We start from the raw sequence: 20,215 nt of genomic DNA on the forward strand, positions 1-20,215 counted from the left end.
TCAGGAGGATTTTCAATGCGGGCGGTTGTCACTGGCGGTGCCGGGTTCATCGGTTCTCATCTTGTGGACCTGTTGGTGGGAGACGGGCACCAGGTCACAGTGATCGATAATCTGACATCGGGGCGCACTGAAAACATTGCTAATCACCTCGAATCCGGTGCAGTCGAACTGCTCGAGCAGGACATACGCGACGCAGATTTTGAAGCGATCTTCCGTCGCCTCGAGCCTGAAGTCATTTTCCATTTGGCGGCACAAATCGATGTGCGACGCTCAGTTGAGGACCCGCTTCTGGATGCGGAGATGAATATCACCGCGACTATCCGTCTTGCGGAGGCGGCCCGGCGTACGGGGGTGCGTCGAGTGGTGCACACGTCTTCCGGTGGTTCGATTTACGGTGAGCCGGAGCAGCTGCCAGCTACGGAGCAGTTACACGTTGACCCGAAGTCGCCGTATGCGGCCTCGAAGGTCGCTGGCGAACTTTACCTGAACGTCTACCGGCAGCTCTACGGGCTTGAAACGAGCTTCATAGCTCCCGCAAACGTTTACGGCCCCCGGCAGAACCCATTCGGAGAGGCCGGAGTAGTCGCGATCTTCTCCCGGAACTTGCTCGATGGCAACCCGACCTGCGTGTTCGGTGGGGGCAAGAACACGCGCGACTACGTTTACGTGGGGGATGTGGCTCGTGCTTTCTACCTTGCCTCAGCGGAGGCCGGTGATGGTGAACGCTTCAACATCGGCACTGGTGTGGAGACGACTGACCGGGCACTCCACACCGCGGTGGCGAAGGCTGTCGGCGCGCCGGATGAGCCGAGGGATGAGCCCGCTCGTCTGGGCGATGTCGCTCGTTCTTCGCTGAGCTACGAGAAGGCAGAGCGAGTGCTGGGGTGGACGCCGCTGGTGTCCCTGGATGAGGGCGTGGCCCTCACCGTGGATTACTTCCGTCATTAGGAACCCGCTGAACAAGACGGTTCTGGAGCCGATTTTCATCGGTCGCTTTCTAAGGGCGGCCGGCCGTCGCGGGTTTTCCGGAAAACGGGCTCACGGGAGTACCGGAGCTACGGCTTGCGCGGAGATCACCGATTCTTGTGAACCGTTCGCAAGTGAATCGGTTATCAAGAACTGGACAGACGGACTTCGATCGGGCCGTCAAGACTGATGGTGAGCGTAGATGGTTGGCGGCCATTCTCCGATCTCAGGGTTGGAATCGTCGGCTTCGCCATGAGCGATTCAATTTCCATTGCAGCGACGTTTACAGGCTTGCCATAGGTTATGTAGTGATGGAGGTCAAAGTGAGGTTGCACATTAAGCTCCAAAACGACTCCGTTCGGTGACGTTAGCTCCGGGGTTAAGATGTCGACTCCAACAATTGGCTGGAAAGGCAAAACGGAAGCTGCTTTTTCCGCCAGGTCGAGTAAGTCGCGAGAGATGGATTCGTAGACGTTTATGGACTCTCCGCCGCCAGCGACGTTCATCGATCGATTTATGAGAACGACTTCGCCGTCGGGAATGACGGATCCGCGACTCACTCCTTGCATTTGAAGGAAGTCGTCGTCGATTGGTGTCTTATATCTCTTGAGGTACGCCGACTTTTCGCGATCGCGCTCTCGGCCGGCGAGGAGTTCTTCGAGCGTGGATTGGCCGTCTCCAATGACGAACGGATTTACTCGGCTCGCGGCCGCTACAGCTTTGCCGTTGATGACAACGATCCGTACATCGAATCCCTCGATGAGATCTTCTACCAGAATCTTGGCCTTCGGAAGGGTTTCCCTAACAAGCGACCATGCATCGATGAAGGCATTTTCATCCGGCAGTGAAAGGGTCACTGCCGTGCTTGTTGCCCCTGAAGATGGTTTCATTATTTTCGCTCTCGAGCGCGAAGCGAAATCGTCGACTGCGGTGTGGAGTTCCGTCGGTTCGTACACTTTGCCCTCGGGTACAGGCACTCCAATTGTCGAAAGTGCTAGCTTTGTGGCCTCTTTGTGGGTGGCTAAGGTACGCGCTAGATGTGCTTGGTTCGACAAGGCGTGTTCGTAGGTGCCCCCGATAACTTTGTTGCCGTCGAGAAAAAGCCAAGTGCTTTTCCAAACTTGGTGGGGGGTCCAGCCTTTCTTTTCCGCCTCATCGAGAAGTAACTTCGTGCGGCTTTTGAAACCTGAGTAGCTATTTCGAGGCAGGTTTGGAACAGCTACCATATCGGCGATCATCTTCTTGAGATGCTTATAGTCATTCATGAGGTCTCCTTGCTGCCCGGGGTCCAATGCATTTTCGTAATTTGTTGAGGGGCCCGTGAAGTTGATTTAGCGAACTCGTTTAAATGTTAGCCGATGGCCTGTTCTGGCTCTGACTGCGTCTTACTTAGTCTTAACGCCAAAAACGCTGTTATGTAGGGCAGACTTTGGGGTCCGGAATATTTGTTTCCTTCGGACCAGAAAAAGCGTGGTTGCTATTCCAATCCAAATGGCTAGGGCGATTAACGCTTGGGAGGAGAGGCTGCTTGGGGCGCCGGGGAATAGCAGGAGCACCAGGAAAACGAATGAGAGGATGCAGCCTGTATTTCCTAGAAGTTTGATCGCCGAATTCGGTTCGCGGGGGGTTTGCATGCCGGCCACGGTGCCAGTTTGCCCAATCTTTCTAACGCAAAGCGAGGTGTACAGGTAGGCGACGGTAATGCCGACGCTGGCCATATCTACGACCCAACTTAAAGCAGCTCTGCCGAACCAAGGAGTTATCAGGCAAAGACACATTACTGCATAAATTGCATTCGAAGGGATACCGGGGGTTTGGTTTAGTCGTGCAAATTTTTCGGGGAGGATTCCGGCTCGTCCCATCGTCATGACTGTCCTACTACTCGCGGTATAGAACCCATTTAGCCCGGTTAAGATCCCGGCTAGAACTGCAATAATCAGCAGGGAGATACCAACCGGACCTAAGCTGACCGAAACTGCGTCTGCAATCGGCCAAACGGAATGCTGTAGATCTTTTGTGTCCCCCTCGGTTAGAAGAGTAGTGACAAAAATCATTGAAATGTAAATGGCGGTCGCGCCGAAGATCCCACCCAATAGGAGTCGGCGGGCTTTTTCTGGGGGGAACGAGAATTCTCCAGCGAGTTGAGGGATGCTGTCGAAACCAACGTATGCCCAAGGCGCAATTGCGACAATCGCACCCGCTGCTGTGAAGATATTCAGGTCATCAGGTAGTGCGTGACCGCTGAGGCTTTCGGCCGAGCCGTGCACCGCGATTGTCCATGCCAGCAGCGTGACCACGGTAATAATCATCGTGGCCACGGCGATCATTTGAAAGCGCCCGGAAAATCTTGCACCACGGGTAGCGACAAGTGCGAAAACAATAAGCGACAGCGACGAGAGCAGAACGTCTGAGAGGTAGACATCCCAGCCCGCGACGGTGTATAGCAGTACGCCTGCACTTGAATTTGGGTACAGCGACCTGAAAATGAGCGGTATTGCTGAGGCGTTCAAAGCAACAATTGAACTGTATCCGAGGGCTAAGGACCAACCCGCGATAGCGCAGTGGAGTCTGCCGCAGGCGGCCAGTGCGTGGGCAACGCCGCCTCCACTAACTGGAAGACATTTAACTGCAACACTGTAGTTCAATCCAATTACCTCAATCATCAAGCCACCAACAATGAACCCGATGGTTGCACCAAGCCAGCCACTCTGCTGTATCCAGTCAAAGGGCAATACGAAAGATCCCCATCCGATTGCAGAACCTACGGCCATAGCGAAAACCCAAGAGGGCCTGTATGAGTTGGACGAACGGTCGGGTTGAATCATCGATTTCTGCTCCAAAAAGTTTGAATGGCTAGTATTCCGAGGTTACTTGGAGAATGCCGGTTGAGGATGCCTGAACTCGCGGGCATAGTGGAGGTCAATTAAGACTTGTTCTGTACGTTCTGCGATTGCGACCCGGGCGCCAGTATCAGGTCGTGCTGTTTCCGCGCGGTACAGGTTGGTATCGATGGTGGTGAAGCAGTTGTGAGGCAAACGTACAGTCGAAAACCGATTGTTGGTGCATACAGTTGAAACAGATGTATTGCCGGTCGATAGGTGTGGAAGAGGTCAATGAGCCGCGCGTACAAAGTGCAATGGGGGCCACGTTAGCTACGGCGGCAAACCAATCATCGATCTGGTCTTGCACATTCTTAGGATTGCCAAAGCGACGTCCTGGGGAAGAGAGCGTTTCACGTATCCGTTTGTGTGCTTGACGCTGCCTTTGGTCTCGAGATCTCTTGGTGGGGTTGCACGATTTTCGCGCTGGTTACTTCGGCGAACGCGACCGGCTCAAACAGTCGAGCCTTACCGCTGCCGGCTTCACGGTCGCAATAACTGACGGTTGGGTACCGCCTTGAAAGCGTGCTCGGTAAGTCGTCCCAACCGGGCGATAGGGTCATTGGTAGTTCGTGTCGGCAGCAGACACAGCGGTGTGCCGGGAATGCGACGAGACCATCGCCAACACCAAGTAGGGCCTCATCACACCGATTGAGCCCGGCGAGCCGTCGGTGGCGAATGTCAGATCGCGCTGAATTTCTTACCCCGGAAGGTGTGTGAGTTTGCCAACCGGTTTAACTGGCTTGTAACCGGGAATGATTAGCGTGGCATTTTTGCGAAACCGCGAATCCGAACCAATTTAACCAACCCGCTGTGCAATGGCATTCGCGTCGAGGTTCGGCGTTTCCACAGTAGCGGAGGCGCTGCTGCTCGAACGGATCGAAACTGGCATTTCTTGACTCCCGTGTGGTGTACGACGGTGGTGCAGATGATGTTAATGCTCGTGCGACGGTCTTTTCGCACGACCGACTTCATCTATAATCTTACGATTATATAGCCCTTGCCCGCCCAGGTAGCGAATCTGTGCCCATTAGTCCCAAAAAATCGGTTTTTCGGAGGGGCTACTTATAGAAGGAAGAGTGTTTTGGGCTGCCTTTCAAAGAGTGCCGACATATAATTGTGCCTCAGCGAGCGGATTCAGTGCGATGAAGTGGGTTACCTGAACTGACCGCAGCTTTGGCCTGCATCTAAGGACTTTAGAAGATCGGAATGACGCATGATTAGCGCAGTGGTCGAGACAAACTCAATGGCCTTCCCCGCAAATTATGACCTAGCGAGAATGCCCGCCAGTCTCCCAGAACGGAATCAAGAGAGGTTTTTCAGTCGCTACGATTTCACGTCAATTTTTTACGACATCTTCGAAGACGATGGGCGACTGATGTGTGTGGGCCCTCCTATGATGAATCTGAGAACGAAGCTAGGGGCCGCTTCAATAAAGTTGGATGGTCGGCTGCCGGTAGAACGGTTAGCACTGAGGTGGGACGAGATGGACAGGGTTACCCGGTCAGTGGTGCCTATACGTGTAGGTGGTGCCGCGGGGTGGTGTCCGACGAGCGTGAGCTTGGACTGGGAAGACCTAGAACTGACGGCTTCCGTAGGGCGAAATTATTCGGAGCTTTTTCGAGGCAAGCATGTGTTGTGTACTCAAAACCGAAATAATCCGCTGACGAATATCTCTGACGGGTGAAGATGAACGTTCACGCCAACGAGATTGATGCGGTTTTGGTCTTTGATAACAGGTCAGATCAATACTCGGCAGCTGAATTGGTTGCCACGCTTGAGCAGTGCCCCGGAATTGATGTTGCAGTGGTTGTCAATTGGCCACATCCCTTTGGAGTGTTAACTCGAAATTGGGATGCAGATTTTGGGCAGTACTGCGCGTGGGAGGTCGCTCGCTGGAGGTTTGCTAAGTATGCCTCTTCGCTCTTGCTTTGCGATGTTGATGAGTTGCTTCTTTCTGAAGATGGGAAACCTGTTCACGTTCATGCGGCGCAAAGCGCGAACGGAGTTTGCTACTTCCCGACACGCAATATCGAGCCAGTCCAGCTGGTTGATCAGCCAGAGCCGGAATTGAGGCGCCATGCTGATTATGCGTACTACCTTGATCGGCGGTGGAGCGAACCGAAATACGCTGCGATTCCTAGTCGGCTTTCCGAAAGACAGCAGTTGAAGGTTCATGCCGTAACGTATGCCCCGTCGGACGGTAGTAGGCCGGGGTACGTTCGTCATTTTCGTGCGCTTCATATGGGCTGGCGTGAAGGTAAGTTGGGCTATTCGCATAGGCTGCGTTCGGCCACTGAGGAACTGGAGGTGGACACGACTTTGCTGAGAGTGTTCGAATCGCTCTGATGTTGTGATTTCCTGTGCTGGATATGGCACCGTTGGCGGGGATGATTCGCCGTAAAGTGCGATCGGTGCGCCGGACGCGCACATCTAAGAGAATTAAGTTAATTCACATTTAACCTTAAGATAATCGTAGATTTTCATTTCACCTATAAGTTCCATTGCATGCGCCCCAGAAAGGGGCGCAACGTATTGCTAAGGAACTGAAAATGGGAATTCGGAAACGGGCGGTGCGCGGTTGCACCGCCCTTGTGTCCAGCGTCGTCATTGCACTGCCGATGGTTGCGACGGTGGCGCCGGCGAAGGCCGAGGACGCGGCTGCGCAGCCAGGCGGCCAGGTGGTCATCAGCGAGATCGCAAATGGCGGCCCGGGCGGCTACCACGACAACTTCATCGAGGTCGCCAACTGGGGCGACGAGCCTGTGGATGTCAGCGGCTGGGAGCTGTTCCGCTGCACTGGCACGGGTTCGGTGGCGTCAGCGCCGCAGAACACGCTTGAGGGCACAATCGGTGCGGGGGAGCGTTGGCTGTTCGCGAGGGAGAGCGATCAGTCCACAATCGGGGACGCGGACGTGGAGCAGCGGTACTCGACGTCGCTGGCCAACGAGTCCTACGGTGCGCTGCTGCGCGATAGCTCGGGCGATGACGTCGACGCTGTAGCGGTCCAATTCCCGGGCACCGCCAACCAGGCGTGCGGCGAGGGCACTGTGCTGGCCAACACAACAGATTCCGCCGCTGGCGAGAGCTTCCAGCGCACCCAGGACACCGACGACAACGCCGCGGATTTCATCCGCGCGCCGCGCACCCCGGGTGCGGAGAATGCCACGGAGCCGTCGGCGGCGCCGAAGCGCGGCGACGTGCTCATCTCCGAGGTCGCGCACACGGGCGCGGACGGGGAGGGGCTGATTGAGATCGCCAACTTCGGCGATCAGGAGGTCGACGTCACTGATCTGCGCGTGGACGTGGTCAACCAGTTCGGGCGCCGTTTTGCGGGGTATGTGTGGGCGGAGCGGATGCCCGTCGAGAAGCTTAAGCCCGGTGAAGCGGTTGTGGTGCCGCGCGATGAAAACGGCCGCGACTTCACAGAGGGGGCAGCGGGCGTGGTGCTTTACCATGCCTCCGGTGACATCTGGGACCGAGTCGCCTGGGCGGACAACCAGGATTCCGCTGCCGCTGACGGGACGCCGCTGCCGTATGCCAGCCTGGACGCTGTAGACGGCGTCTCCTACCAACGCGTCTCGAATACCGGCGACAACGCCGCGGACTTCGTAGCTGCGAAGCGCACTGCGGGTGCGATCGAGGTGGGCGAGGCTGCCGAGGAGAAGACGCCCGAGTACACCCACGAGGAGCCGCACACCACCGGCGGGGCGAACGTGCTGGTCTCGGAGATGACTAATACCGGCCCGGACGGCAACGGCGACATCTTCCTCGAGCTGCAGAACTACGGTGATGCGCCGCAAGACATGACCGGCTGGAGCGTGTACCGCTGCATCGGCACCGGCGTGCGCGCGTCTGTGCCGCAGGTTTCCGCCGAGCAGCTGGACGGCGTGGTGTTGGAGCCCGGCCAGCGTTTCACTGCGGGCCGCTCCGGACAGGCGGGCGCGGATATCCGCGCAGCGCAGGACACCACGTTCGGTATCTCCTTTGCCACCCAGTACGGCCTGCTCGTTTTCGACCAGGACGGCAAGATCGTGGACCGCGTCGGCTCCGCACGCGCGGACGTGGAGAGCTTTTGTGCCATGGGGCAGCCACTTCCCGGCGTGCTCAACGGACTGCATGGGCAATCCTGGCAGCGCGTGGATATCACGGGCGATGACCGCCGGGATTTCATTGTGGCGGAGAGGACCCCTGGGCGTCGCAACGCAGAGGCCCCGCAGCACCAGCGCGTGGATTCGCCGGTGAAGATCACCGAGGTCACCAACGGCGGCCCGGGCGGTGCCGGCGATAACTTCTTCGAGCTGACCAACACGGGCGATGCGCCTGTGGATGTTACCGGGTGGCAGGTCTACCGCTGCACCGGCACCGGGCGCGTGTACGACGGCATGCTGCAGCTCAATCTGCCCGACGGCGAGATGGCGCCGGGCGAGGTGTTCACCGCCGCGCGCACCGGAGCGGATTCCACCGTGGAGCACCCGGACGCGACCTACGGCACCTCCTTTAACGCCGTCAATGGCTTCGGTCTGATGGTGGTGGACAAGGACCGCAACGTCGTGGACTCCGTTGGCGTGTTCGACCGTGTCGATTCCCCGTGCACCGCGGGCCAGCCTTTAAGCGACACGCTCGATTTCGCCTCCGGCGAGTCCTACCAGCGCGTCGCGTTTACCGGAGACAACGCCAAGGACTACGTCCGTGCGATACGCACCCCGGGCAAGTACGACCCGGACGTTGAGGCCATCGAGGTGCAAAAGCCCAAGATGGGCGATGTGGTGATCAACGAGATCGCCGCCGGCCGCCCGGATGACAAGGGCGGGCAGAAGGCGCAATACATCGAGATCATCAACAACGGCTCCACGCCCGCGGACTTGTCCGGGCTGCGCGTGGACTACTGCGCCGCCGACGGGCGCCGCATGCTGGAGCCGGCAGCGGTGGTGCCGGATGGGCTCTCGCTGGCCCCGGGTGGGGTGCTCACCGTCGCACGGCCGGAGGCGGGCGTGAAGGATGCGCTTACCACCGACGCCACCTTCCAGCAGGAGGGCTACGGTGCCACAATCACGGATGCCGCAGGCACGCTTCTCGACGCCGTCGGTGTCTACTACGACGACGTGGGCAAAGTGACAAACGCGCCGGAGGGCCCGTGCTCCTCCGCCGGCGTGCCGCTGGACCGCCGCATGCGGTTTACCTCCATCGAGGAGGCGCAGAAGCACGACTACGCCTGGCACCGCGTGCAGTCCACCGGTAACAACTGGGCGGACTTTGTCACCGCGCCAGGCACTCCGGGCTCGGCGGACGGCCCGGAATACCGCGACGTGACCCAACCCGTGGAGGGCTCACTCGATCCGGTTGAGGTCGAGCGCGCGGCTCGCACCGGGGTGCCTTCGCTTTCCGACGGCACCTCGCTCACCGCCACTGGCACCGCCGACGCCGACGTGACGGCGTACGGCGCGAAGACGGCGGCAATCGATTGGGAGAAGTCAGCCGGCTACATCGGTGCCTCCCCGCAGGCGGCGCTGGAGCAGCGCGTAGGCGAGGGTGAGACCCGCGCCGCGGACGTCCGCAAGATGGACCAGGCACAAGACACCGGCCGCGCGTTCCCGTACCAGCGCTTCGAGCTGGCGGTGGAACGCCCCGAGGACAGCGTGGTGTCGATTGCGTGGCGCGGGCATTCCCGCGACCGCCACGAGCTGCAGATGTACTTTTTCAACCACACTGTTGGTCAGTGGCAGCGTGTGGACACCGCGGCAGGTGAAGAGGGCGGCGACGTCACTCTTGTGGGCACTGGTGCTGTTGCCGATTTCTACCGCGACGGCACCGTGGACGTGCTGGTGCAGGACGGCAAGCGCGTGGCGGATCCGTTCAGCGACTCCGACGCCGAGACGAACCAAATGTTCAAGACCCCGGGCGAATACGACCTCGCCGTCGCACACGTGACGGATTCGCAGTACTTGACCGAGCAGAACCCGACCTCGTACACCCAGATGATTGCGTGGCTGGCCGCGAACAAGGACGCGCGCGACATCATCGCCTCCGTGCACACCGGCGACGTGATCCAGAACTGGCTGCGCGGCAACCAGGAGCCGGACCGCGCGGAGCTGGAGTACGAGCGCGCCTCCAAGATCATGGAGATCTTTGAGGACGCCGGCATGCCCTACGGCATCCTGCCGGGCAACCACGACAACGTGTGGGGCGCAACCAACGAGAAGTTCAACGAGTACTTCCCGGCCTCGCGCTACGAGTCCAACCCCTGGTGGGGCGGCCACGGCCCGGACGGCAACGCGTCGAACTTCTTCACCGTGGAGCGCGACGGCGCGAAGTTCCTCTTCCTGCAGATGGGCTTCGATTCCTCCGAGGAGGAGATCGACTGGGCGGACAAGGTCATCGCCGACCACCCGGACCACAACGTGATCTTCTCCACCCACGAGTACCTGCGCCCCGAGGAGGACGCCCGCTCGAACCCGGACAACGGCCGTTGGACCGCCCAGGGCGACCTTCTTTTCGAGCGCCTAGTCAAACCCCACTCCAACGTCGTCCTGGTATTCTCCGGCCACCTGCACGGTGTGCGCCAGCGCATCACGGAGCGTGAGGACGGCACCCACGTCATCGAGACCGTCGCCGACTACCAGTCCTACGAGGAGGACGGCGCCCGCGACGCCCTGTACACCCGCCTGTACCAGTTCGACCTGGACTCCGGAAAGGTCGCGGCCAACGCGTACTCGCCGCGCCTGCAGTCCTTCGAGCCGTGGAAGAACGACCCGCACGACCTGGGCTACACCCCAGAATCCGACGAGTTCGTCTACGACGCCGACCTGCAGTACGACAAGCAGGTGACCACCTCCGGCATCGCCGCCTTCGGCGCACCGGTGGAGCTCGGCACCGCCCAGCTTGCCGACGGCACCGCCGCCGAATTCACCTGGGACAACCTCGAGCCGGACGCGGAGTACCTCTGGTACGCCCGCGCGCAGCGTGACGCCTCCGCCGCCGGTGGTGCCTCCGCCGCCGGCAGCGCCTCCGCCGCCGACCCGCGCTACTCCGACTTCCGCGTGTTCACCGCGCCGGCGGAGGACGAGGAAGCGCCGGAGACCTCCGCGCCGCAGACCTCGGCGCCACAGACCTCTGCCCCAGAGACGTCTGCCCCGGAGACCTCGGCCGAGCAGCCCACCGCGACCGTCACTGCGGCCACCACGACCACGGTGTCCGCAGACCCGGTGACCCACACGGAGACCGCCACCGAGACTGCCACGGCAACCGCGACTGAGACCGCGACCGAAACCGAGCAGGTCACCGCGACCGAACAGGTCACCGAACCAGCCGTCACACACCGCGAAACGGTGACTACCTCCGCGACCGTGGTCACGCCCACGACGCTGACGTCGACCGCGACGGAAGTCTCCACCGCGCCGAACACGACGGTGACCAAGTCCGTGCCGACCACGGTGGTCACGCCGACGACCGTTACGGTGCCGACCACGGTGGCAACGACCGTCGAGAAGTCTGGCGACCGTGTCACCGAACCGGCCGTCACTCACCGCGAAACGGTGACCACTTCCACGACCGTGGTCACGCCCACGACGCTGACGTCGACTGCCACGGAAGTCTCCACCGCGCCGAACACGACGGTGACTAAATCCGTGCCCACCACGGTGGTCACTCCGACGACCGTTACGGTGCCGACGACGGTGGAGGTGCCGACGACGGTGGAAACGACCGTCGAGAAGCCTGGCGACCGTGTCACCGACGAGCAGTTCCCGAACGAAGGCAGCTCCGTGACCGTCGGATCCAGCGTGACCATCACCCCGCTGGGCATTCTGCTTTCCCTGCTCGGCGCGCTGGGGGCGGTCGGCCTGATTGCCGCGCTGCTCAACTACATGGGCATTGACCTGCAGGAGTACGTCGAGCAGTTCCTCGACATGCTCCCGTAAACCTGGCTCCCAGGTGAGGGGATGCGGCTGCGTTGCGCCGCGTCCCTTTTTTTATATGCTCGGCCGCATGCGCAACTTGGGTTACAGCGAAGTCATGTCCGCGGTCGCGCCACGGGTGGCGGTTGATGCGTTGCGGGAGGTGCTTCTCGACGGCTTCGATCCCGCCACCGACCCGCACCGTCAGAAGGTGGCGTTGCCGCACGGGGAGATTCACCTGTTGCCGTCGGCGCTCGATGGGGCGGTCGGGGTGAAGGTGCTGGGGATTCAGCCGGCGGGCTCGACCGTCGATGTGCCGCTGGTCCAGGGGTCGTACCTGCTCATGGGCGGGGAGACCCTGACGCCGGAGGTCGTGATGGATGCCGCGGCGCTGACGGAGATCCGCACGCCGGCGGTTGCCGTGGCTGGGGTGCTGGATCGGTTGCGGGCGGCGAGTGAGCCGCTGGAGTGCGTCATCGTCGGCGCGGGTGTGCAGGGGCGGGCGCATGCGCGCACGGTGGTGGACGTGCTGGAGGGGGTGCGGGAGGTTTTGGTGACGTTTGTGTCGAGAAGTAAGCCGGTGGATCTGCCGCATCCGTGGGTGGAGTCGGGCAGTGCTGAGGCCGATGAGGTGTTGAGGCGTGCCGGGTTGGTTGTGGTGGCGACTTCGGCGGGGGAACCTGTGGTCGTCGATAGGCAGTTGCGAGCTGATGCGACCGTGCTTGCAGTGGGGGCGCACACCGTGGACACGCGGGAGTTGCACGAGGATGTGCTGCGGGGCGCGCAGGTGATTGTGGAGGATGTTGAGGCTGCGCGGCGGGAGGCCGGCGATGTGGCGATCGCGGTGGAGAAGGGGGCGCTTGCGTGGGAGGAGGTGGCGACGATGGCTGAGGTTGTGCGCGGGGATGTGGCGCTGGATCCGGCGCGGCGGGTGGTGTTCAAGACCGTCGGGATGCCGTGGGAGGACCTGGCGGTGGCGAGGGTGGTTGGGGTGGGGGCAGCGGGGATTTGACAGCGCATCTGCTCTACAATCGCTTTTGACGTTTGATAAGTGGGAGAAATTGGATGACGCAAGAGTTGTATTTCGTTGCCGACGAGATTAGAAGGGCAGCCGAGGGGTACTTTGATCGGGGTGACTACTACCAGGCCGTGTCAGAGGCCTTGAAGGTTGCCCGTGACAGGATGCGCGAAGTGACGGGCAATGAGGCAGCAAACAAGGTTTTCGGCGAAAATGGGCTGGGCAAAAAGTATTGGCCTGATCTTTACGGACTAGGAGCTCCGAATCCTCTCGATAACAATCATCGGAGAGCGGTGGGATACACGCATTTAGCAGTTCAGTTCTTCCGGAACGAGCTGGCTCATCAAGTGGCGCATACGAAATATACAAAAGAAGAGGCAATTTCTTATATTGCTTTGGCGAATCTTGCCTATCTTAGTATCGGCGAAGCCGCATCGCAGCCGACGATTGTCCAGCTAGAAGAAAAGTTGAAGGCTATTCACTCGAAGCTTCACAGGCAGTTTTACCCGGCTCTCGAAACCGGCGCCTGGATGAGAAAGGCCACTTTTGCGCCCCTCTCTCAGGAGGAACAGGTTTGGCTGAAGAAGCAGGTCATGGCGGACTTGTCTCTTCAGAAATCCTTCAACACAAGCAACATTGAATTTATGAAATTGGCGTTGGTCGCTGGCGAGCTTGACACTGACGACTTGAAAGTAATCATCAACGACGCTGATAGTCCTACTAGTTCTATGAACCAAGCAACTGGAATCGTAGAGTTTCTCCGGTACTGCGCCAACTCCTACCCGAGTTTAAGCACCCCTGAAATATGGGATGCAATCCAGCACTTTGAGACCGTGTTCAAATTCTGATGTTTCGAAGTGCTCGGTTATGCCCCGTTTTCGACGCCGAATCGCAGGATGGTCTCTCAACCGAGTTCGCCGGATAGTCTCCCAAGCGAGTTGTTGAATAGGGTTACCCGCCTAATTCCTCTCAACTTTCTTTCCTCGCTGGACGACGGGCTTGATGGTGACATGTGAAGGGTCACCTCTGGGAGCGATCGTGAGGTTTGGCGATCGTGATGCCTTGAGTAGTTTGTTGATGCGACGTTTGCGTCTGGCCGGTGGCGGGGGTGTCGGACCGGCTGCGGGCGGCGAGTGAGCCGTTGGAGTGTGTCATCGTTGGCGCGGGTGTGCAGGGGCGGGCGCATGCGCGCACGGTGGTGGACGTGCTGGAGGGGGTGCGGGAGGTTTTGGTGACGTTTGTGTCGAGAAGTAGGCCGGCGGATCTGCCGCATCCGTGGGTGGAGTCGGGCAGTGTCGCGGCCGATGAGGTGTTGGGGCGTGCCGGGTTGGTTGTGGTGGCGACTTCGGCGGGGGAACCTGTGGTCGTCGATAGGCAGTTGCGAGCTGATGCGACCGTGCTTGCTGTGGGGGCGCACACCGTGGACACGCGGGAGTTGCACGAGGATGTGCTGCGGGGTGCGCAGGTGATTGTGGAGGATGTTGAGGCTGCGCGGCGGGAGGCCGGCGATGTGGCGATTGCGGTGGAGAAGGGGGCGCTCGCGTGGGATGACGTGGTGACGATGGCTGAGGTTGTGCGCGGGGATGTGGCGCTGGATCCGGCGCGGCGGGTGGTGTTTAAGACCGTCGGGATGCCGTGGGAGGACCTGGCTGTGGCGAGGGTTGTGGAGGCTGGGGCTCTATGCCGATGATGATCTAGATCGAGTGTTGCCCGAAAAGAGCTCTGGTATGAAATTGAATTGTCTAACCCAGAGGGGCAAACAGAAGCTGCCATTCACGATGAGGGTGTCAGGAAGTTTGTGTGTGCGAAGCTTCCAGTTGAGGTTTCGAACTCATCAACTGTATATCGCCCATCGTCCGTGCTGACCTCTTACCGGAGAACTTATGGCGCCGGCTGAATGTCGTTAGTCTGCATCCAAGAGTCCAGAAATCGCTCGACTGTATTCAAATAAGGGATCAGATTGTTGAGGTAGTCTAGGTAATCTTTAACATCATCATTCGGTCGAAATCTTGCAACCGATTTAGTGGCAAGAACCGCTGAGTGTAGTGCGCTAATCACAAAACGGGCTGAAAGTAGCTCAAGTTTAACTGGGGCCTGTTTATTGAAGATAAAATGCTTGTATGCGGTCCAAGCGTTGCGGTGCGTATAGCTACTGAGCAACTTGTACAAATTATCTTCCGCTACGTCGCCAAGCGTATCTGCGACCAGCTTCCCAAAACCGGGGAATTTAAAATCTTGTCCTCTATGACGATTAATGTGCACCGCCACCGCTTGGGTTAGAGCTTCGTCGACCTCTGGCACCAGATCTCGTTGCTTGTCCTTCTTTATGTCCGAAGTTACCGCTCGCATTGTCCAAAAAGTTCTCTCGATGTCGTCGAAAGAGTTGATGAAGAGAAGGAGACTGCAGTTTTCGACCACGGATCGGGAGAGAGGGGCGACAATCACTGGCGAGACGAAATCATTGTCTAATGTTCTACTTAGGAAATGAAGCGACCCGCCACATAACTCTGTAATCGATCGAGTCAATTCCTCGGGTGTCATGGCTACATTGAAGTCGGAGTCTTCGAAGTACGCGTTTATGCGAGCTTTAACAGCGGTGTCCAGATCCGGATCCACGTCGCCCACAAACTTCATTAGCTGGGAAACCTCGCGACAGAGTCGTGCTAAAGCGCCTAACCACTCCGAAGGGAACGGTCGTGAGTAGTCGATGTGCGTGTGCATTTCGGTCCCTAGTCTCCGGTCATTCTTCGCAGCTTATTACCCTCGAGCATAAGGGATGGACACGGGTATTCAGCGGCGGCGGAAGTGCTTCCGGAATCGCCGACTTTCGACGAGCCGGGGAGTGCTGCGGCTGATGAGGTGTTGGGGCGTGCCGGGTTGGTTGTGGTGGCGACGAGTGCGGGGGAGCCTGTGGTCGTCGATAGGCAATTGCGACCTGATGCGACTGTGCTTTTGGGGGCTCACACGGTGGATACGCGGGAGTTGCACGAGGATGTGCTGCGGGGCGCGCAGGTGATTGTGGAGGATGTGGGGGCCGCGCGGCGGGAGGCTGGCGATGTGGCGATTGCGGTGGAGAAGGGGGCGCTCGCGTGGGATGACGTGGTGACGATGGCTGAGGTAGTGCGCGGGGAGGTGGCGCTGGATCCGGCACGGCGGGTGGTGTTTAAGACCGTCGGCATGCCGTGGGAGGACCTGGCGGTGGCGAGGGTTGTCGCCGGCCAGGTCCAAGCGGGGCCTAGGTGACGCTTAGCCGAGATCCTTGACCAGGCGCTGCGCGAGCTCACGCGACGAGGACGGGTTCTGCCCGGTGTACAGGTTGCCGTTGACAGTGACGTAGGACGCCCACGGCTCCGGCGCCTTCTCGTACTCAGCGCCGAGGGCGACGAGCCGGTCCTCGAGCAGCCACGGCGCCTTGTCGGCGAGCCCACCGGCGTGCTCTAGGGCGTGACCAGTTCTTCGGCTTAGAAGCCGGTGGGGTGGGGTGTGCCGTCGTTAAGCGTCCAGTGGTCTGCTGCTGAAACGACCATAAGAACCTTGGTCATTGTGTCCTCCTAAAGCTTGACGATCATCTTGCCGGTGTTGCCGCCCTCGAACAGCTCGAGGAATGCGGCCGGCATGTTGTCGATGCCCTCGCGCGTCGTGGTCTCGAACGTGATTGAGCCATCGACGACGAGTGGGGCGATCTTTTCCTGGAACTCCTTGGCAAGGTGGGAGTATTGGCCCACCACGAACCCGCGCAGCGTGAGGCACTTGCCGATGGAAAGGCCCAGATTCCGCGGCCCCGGCGCCGGCTCCGTGTCGTTGTACTGGGCAATGGCCCCGCACATGGCGATGCGGCCGAACGTGTTCGCGTTCTGGATCGCGGCCTCGAGGTGGTCTCCGCCGACGTTGTCGAAGTAGACGTCGATGCCCTCCGGCGCTGCCTTGGCCAGCTGGCCGTTGACGTCGCCGTCCTTGTAGTTGAACGCCTCGTCGAAGCCGATGCTTTTGAGGTATTCGGTTTTCTCCGCGGAGCCTGCGGACCCGATCACCTTCGCAGCGCCGAGGTGTTTCGCAATCTGTCCTGCGGCCGAGCCCACAGCACCTGCCGCGCCCGAGATGAACACCGTGTCGCCCTCCTGCATCTCGCCGACGGCGGTCAACCCGACGTAGGCGGTCAGCCCCGTCAGGCCGAGGATGCCCAGGTACGCCTCTGCGGGGGCGATGGTGGTATCGATCTGCTCCGCCTCGTCCTCGTTCAGGACGGCGTGTGTGCGCCACCCGGCGAAGTGCCGGACCGTGTCGCCCGCGTTGAACTTGCTGGAGCGGGACTCGGTGACTGTACCGATCGCGGTGCCGTTGAGCGGCTCATCGATCTGGAACGGCTCGATGTAGGACTCCACGTCGTTCATCCGCCCGCGCATGTAGGGGTCGACGCTGGAGAAGGTGTTCTGGACGAGGATCTGGCCGTCGGAAAGCTCTGGCAGCTCCACCTCTTCCATGCGGAAGTTCTCGGCGGTCGGCGCGCCCTCCGGGCGAGAAGCGAGAACCCATTGCTTGGCTGTAGTCAACGCATTACTCCTTTAATCGCTGTTCCTGGAACAACGGTAAGAACGTTGGACGGGGAGGTCGCTATTCCCTCCGCTTGGCCCTCCGCTTGGCCGCGACAACGAAAACACCCCGCGAGCAGCTTTAGCGCTGATTGCGGGGTGAAGGTGCTGGGGATTTCGGCGCAGCGGGTGGTGTTCAAGACCGTCGGGATGCCGTGGGAGGACCTGGCGGTGGCGAGAGTGATTGGGGAGGGGTAGCGATCGGGCTTGAGGCTGATTAAGCGGGTGCTAGAATCCGTGAGGAAGCGACACTGGGGGGTGCGGTGGCCAGGAAAACATATAGGGCCGGGGATAGATGGCCAGAGCTAGAGGACAAGGACTGCAATGAGCAGGCGCAGCGGGCGAGGTCTTTAGGATGGACCGCAAGATCCAAGGAGAGCCACGGGGGCTTTGTGATCCGTTGCCCAGCTGGGGAATGCGAGGTGCGGTTCGACTCGACTCCAAGGAACCCCACCGCCAAGGCGAAAGAAGCTCGCCGAATAATTCAGCTGTGCGAACACGGTGCGGAGCACACCGATTCGGTCGCGGCGGCGCACGAAGCTCTCGACCGCGCGGAGATGCTGATTGGCGCGGTAGAAAAACAGGCGGCATCGAATGCACTGTTGAATGCTGCGCTGAATGAGGAGCGGAGAGCGCTGCTTGATCGTGCAGCAAAGTTGGAGAATGAGGCGCTGCGGATTCTCTCGGTGATTGAACGGGAGGGCGCCGACGGTGGTGATTTGGGCGATGTCTCAGGAATCGCGGATCGTGCTCGTGGCAATCTGAACCGTGCTCGCGAGAAAATTGCTCCGTTGCGTCAAAGCAAACCGGTACGTCGAGACGTGGAGGCTGCTTGGCAGCGCTACAGGTCAGTTCGAGCGCGGCTAAACACGCTGCAACAGGGATAGGGGAGTGAAGCCGAGGGGTGACGGTAGCCGCTGGCGGGCTGCTGCAGGCTTGGCAAATCTTCCCTATGCTGATTAACTAGTTGTCAATTGACAACTGCGGGCGTGTTGGAGGGGTAGAGGATGGCTATTGTCTTAGGCCTGCGAGTATTGGGCATTGACTTTGACGATGAAGAACGCATCGAGCGGATCGAGAGCGCCTTCCCGGCGGTTTCTTTCGTCCGGCTAAATGGCTGGACGATCGCGGAACTGCACCTGGAATGCTCTCCTGAGAAGGCCTTTTATGAGGTGGCCGATCTCATGCGCCAAATGGGAGCTTACGACGAACTTGAGTTTGTGGAAGTCGTCCCCCACTTGTCGAATACGAGCGACATAGCGCGACTAACGGGCGTGACCCGTCAGGCGGTGAACAAATGGGTCACGCACCCTGATTTGGGCTTCCCGGTGGAGACAGATTTTGTTGGGGGCGGCCAAGCGCGGCAGAAGATCTGGAGCCTCTACACCGTCAACGAGTGGCTGTCTGAAGTGATGGGAATTGATCTCGGCCTTGAGCTGCCGCCGATGAACCTGGTGAAACAGGTGGACGGGTACCTGGCGTCGGAGGAGGATCCCCTGCTTGATGGGGCGAAGGATCTTCACACTTCCGGTTTGTGAGGTGTTGTCAGGTGTGTGGGGTGGCACGCGTTGTCCGTGGCTACATTTTGACTACAAAAGACCCCGGAAGCCCCCGGAAACAGAAATAGCGACACAGCAAGAAAAACATCCCCTAACCAGGCAATCCGTCTGGTGAGGGGATGTTAAGTATTTGCTCCTCCAACTGGGCTCGAACCAGTGACCCTTCGATTAACAGTCGAATGCTCTGCCAACTGAGCTATGGAGGAATATGTTGCCGTTGCTTGCGCTGTGCAACGAGATGTAACAATAGCGCGGGATGTTTGACTTGCCCAAATCGGCAGGTTGAACGGGGTTTTCTGGGGTGGCTATGCGGTTGGATTTTTTGGGTAGGGTTGCGGGCATGTTGATTCCGGTAGGAGGATTCCGAACAAACGCCGTCGCATGGGGGCTGGCGGGCTTCGGTGTGGTGTGCCTGTTGTCGGCGAACCGTCTCGACGACTGGCGGGCGCTGACGTTTCTGGGGCTGGCGCTGGTCGTTCCGAGCGTCGTTTGGTTGGCTGCAGACAAGTGGTTCTCGCGGCCGCGCGGGGTGCTGTGGTGGGTGCTCGTGGCGGCCGCCGTCGCGTTGGGGGTGTGGGGAATTGCGCTGTTCCCCTCGAAGTGACGGGGATAACGCGATAAGGTGGCGGGCATGAAGAAACCGATGCTTGCACTCGGTGTCGCCGCCGCCGTCACCACCTCCGCCGTCATTGCGCCTGCCACCTTTGCTGAGGAGGGCGCAAACACTACCGATACGGGTTCGTCTGCGGATTCGGGGGAGGCCGAAGGTTCGTCGTTAAGCACGGGCGCGATTATCGGCATCACCCTCGGCGTGCTGGCCGCGGTGGGCGCCGGCGGGTACTTCGCGGTGCAGCAGGGCTGGCTGGAGCTACCCGAGTTTGTGGACCCGGCTGCGGCCGCGGGGCTGTCCTCGCTGGTGCCGGCGCTCGCGATCCCGGGGCTGACGAAGAAGGACAATGGTGCGGCTGCTGGTGGATCTTGCGCGCCGCAGGCTTTCGACGCGGTGGTGCCGGAGTGGCCGCACTTTACTGGTACCAACGTGATGTTCTGCGACGGTAAGTGGGCCATCGCGGGTGCGAACCAGACGGACTGGATCCTGTACTTCAAGAACTCGAACGGCAAGTGGGCCGTGATCCCGACTGCCGGCACGAAGCAGAACGGCATGGCGCGCGGGTGCTACAACGGCATCACGCTACGCGAGCAGGGCGCGCCGGAGGAGTTCATCCGCCAGGCGCCGATTTGCACGCCGGCGGAGATTGGGAAGTAGTTCCTCGTCCTCGGGGGTTCGCGGGCGCTTGGGGCGCTGGGG

Annotated in this window: 15 protein-coding genes and 1 tRNA gene; 11 read left to right on the forward strand and 5 right to left on the reverse strand. The window is 60.0% G+C overall.

Features of this window, described 5'->3' with window-relative positions; translation table 11 throughout:
* The first annotated feature begins 15 nt into the window (after positions 1–15).
* Positions 16–948 (forward strand): NAD-dependent epimerase/dehydratase family protein, encoded by a 933-nt coding sequence (locus MHX64_RS08240; RefSeq protein WP_239356469.1) that lies wholly within the window; start codon positions 16–18, stop codon positions 946–948.
* 164 nt (positions 949–1,112) lie between these two features.
* Here MHX64_RS08240 and MHX64_RS08245 read toward each other — a convergent pair whose 3' ends face one another.
* Positions 1,113–2,231, reverse strand: a complete 1,119-nt coding sequence (locus MHX64_RS08245; protein WP_239356470.1) for a hypothetical protein — start codon at positions 2,229–2,231, stop codon at positions 1,113–1,115.
* A 120-nt stretch (positions 2,232–2,351) separates the two neighbouring features.
* Positions 2,352–3,737, reverse strand: a complete 1,386-nt coding sequence (locus MHX64_RS08250; RefSeq protein ID WP_239356471.1) for an APC family permease — start codon at positions 3,735–3,737, stop codon at positions 2,352–2,354.
* Between the two features lie 1,797 nt (positions 3,738–5,534).
* Here MHX64_RS08250 and MHX64_RS08255 point away from each other — a divergent pair.
* The 5 genes from MHX64_RS08255 to MHX64_RS08275 all read left to right on the forward strand — a co-directional run bounded on the left by MHX64_RS08255 (position 5,535) and on the right by MHX64_RS08275 (position 14,448).
* Complete coding sequence (locus MHX64_RS08255) at positions 5,535–6,194, forward strand: hypothetical protein (protein ID WP_239356472.1); 660 nt, start codon at positions 5,535–5,537, stop codon at positions 6,192–6,194.
* 203 nt (positions 6,195–6,397) lie between these two features.
* Positions 6,398–11,764, forward strand: coding sequence for a lamin tail domain-containing protein (locus MHX64_RS08260; protein ID WP_239356474.1), 5,367 nt, complete (start codon positions 6,398–6,400; stop codon positions 11,762–11,764).
* Between the two features lie 67 nt (positions 11,765–11,831).
* Complete coding sequence (locus MHX64_RS08265) at positions 11,832–12,752, forward strand: ornithine cyclodeaminase family protein (protein ID WP_239356475.1); 921 nt, start codon at positions 11,832–11,834, stop codon at positions 12,750–12,752.
* Positions 12,753–12,805: 53 nt separating this feature from the next.
* On the forward strand, positions 12,806–13,606 hold the full coding sequence (locus tag MHX64_RS08270; RefSeq protein WP_239356476.1) for a TIGR02391 family protein: 801 nt from the start codon (positions 12,806–12,808) through the stop codon (positions 13,604–13,606).
* A 251-nt stretch (positions 13,607–13,857) separates the two neighbouring features.
* Positions 13,858–14,448 (forward strand): hypothetical protein, encoded by a 591-nt coding sequence (locus tag MHX64_RS08275; RefSeq protein WP_239356477.1) that lies wholly within the window; start codon positions 13,858–13,860, stop codon positions 14,446–14,448.
* 191 nt (positions 14,449–14,639) lie between these two features.
* Here MHX64_RS08275 and MHX64_RS08280 read toward each other — a convergent pair whose 3' ends face one another.
* Positions 14,640–15,392: a hypothetical protein gene (locus MHX64_RS08280; RefSeq protein WP_239356478.1), complete on the reverse strand. Its 753-nt coding sequence runs from the start codon at positions 15,390–15,392 to the stop codon at positions 14,640–14,642.
* Positions 15,393–15,563: 171 nt separating this feature from the next.
* On the opposite strand from MHX64_RS08280, the gene MHX64_RS08285 reads away from it, so the two are divergent.
* Entirely contained in the window at positions 15,564–16,001 is a 438-nt protein-coding gene (locus tag MHX64_RS08285; protein WP_239356479.1) for a hypothetical protein, read from the forward strand.
* 308 nt (positions 16,002–16,309) lie between these two features.
* Here the strand turns inward: MHX64_RS08285 and MHX64_RS08295 are convergent, their stop codons facing one another.
* Complete coding sequence (locus MHX64_RS08295) at positions 16,310–17,308, reverse strand: NADP-dependent oxidoreductase (RefSeq protein WP_239356480.1); 999 nt, start codon at positions 17,306–17,308, stop codon at positions 16,310–16,312.
* A 461-nt stretch (positions 17,309–17,769) separates the two neighbouring features.
* Between MHX64_RS08295 and MHX64_RS08300 the strand changes: the two genes are divergently transcribed.
* On the forward strand, positions 17,770–18,234 hold the full coding sequence (locus MHX64_RS08300; protein WP_239356481.1) for a hypothetical protein: 465 nt from the start codon (positions 17,770–17,772) through the stop codon (positions 18,232–18,234).
* 120 nt (positions 18,235–18,354) lie between these two features.
* The gene (locus tag MHX64_RS08305) at positions 18,355–18,885 is read left to right on the forward strand and encodes a hypothetical protein (RefSeq protein WP_239356482.1); all 531 of its coding nucleotides are present in this window, start codon (positions 18,355–18,357) and stop codon (positions 18,883–18,885) included.
* 154 nt (positions 18,886–19,039) lie between these two features.
* On the opposite strand, the gene MHX64_RS08310 is transcribed toward MHX64_RS08305, so the two are convergent.
* Positions 19,040–19,112: transfer RNA gene (locus tag MHX64_RS08310), tRNA-Asn, on the reverse strand.
* A gap of 134 nt (positions 19,113–19,246) precedes the next feature.
* On the opposite strand from MHX64_RS08310, the gene MHX64_RS08315 reads away from it, so the two are divergent.
* On the forward strand, positions 19,247–19,510 hold the full coding sequence (locus MHX64_RS08315; protein ID WP_239356484.1) for a hypothetical protein: 264 nt from the start codon (positions 19,247–19,249) through the stop codon (positions 19,508–19,510).
* Between the two features lie 27 nt (positions 19,511–19,537).
* The gene (locus MHX64_RS08320) at positions 19,538–20,173 is read left to right on the forward strand and encodes a hypothetical protein (RefSeq protein ID WP_239356485.1); all 636 of its coding nucleotides are present in this window, start codon (positions 19,538–19,540) and stop codon (positions 20,171–20,173) included.
* Positions 20,174–20,215 lie beyond the last annotated feature (42 nt).

This window comes from Corynebacterium sp. ACRPZ (assembly GCF_022346205.1).
Taxonomy (GTDB): domain Bacteria; phylum Actinomycetota; class Actinomycetes; order Mycobacteriales; family Mycobacteriaceae; genus Corynebacterium; species Corynebacterium lehmanniae.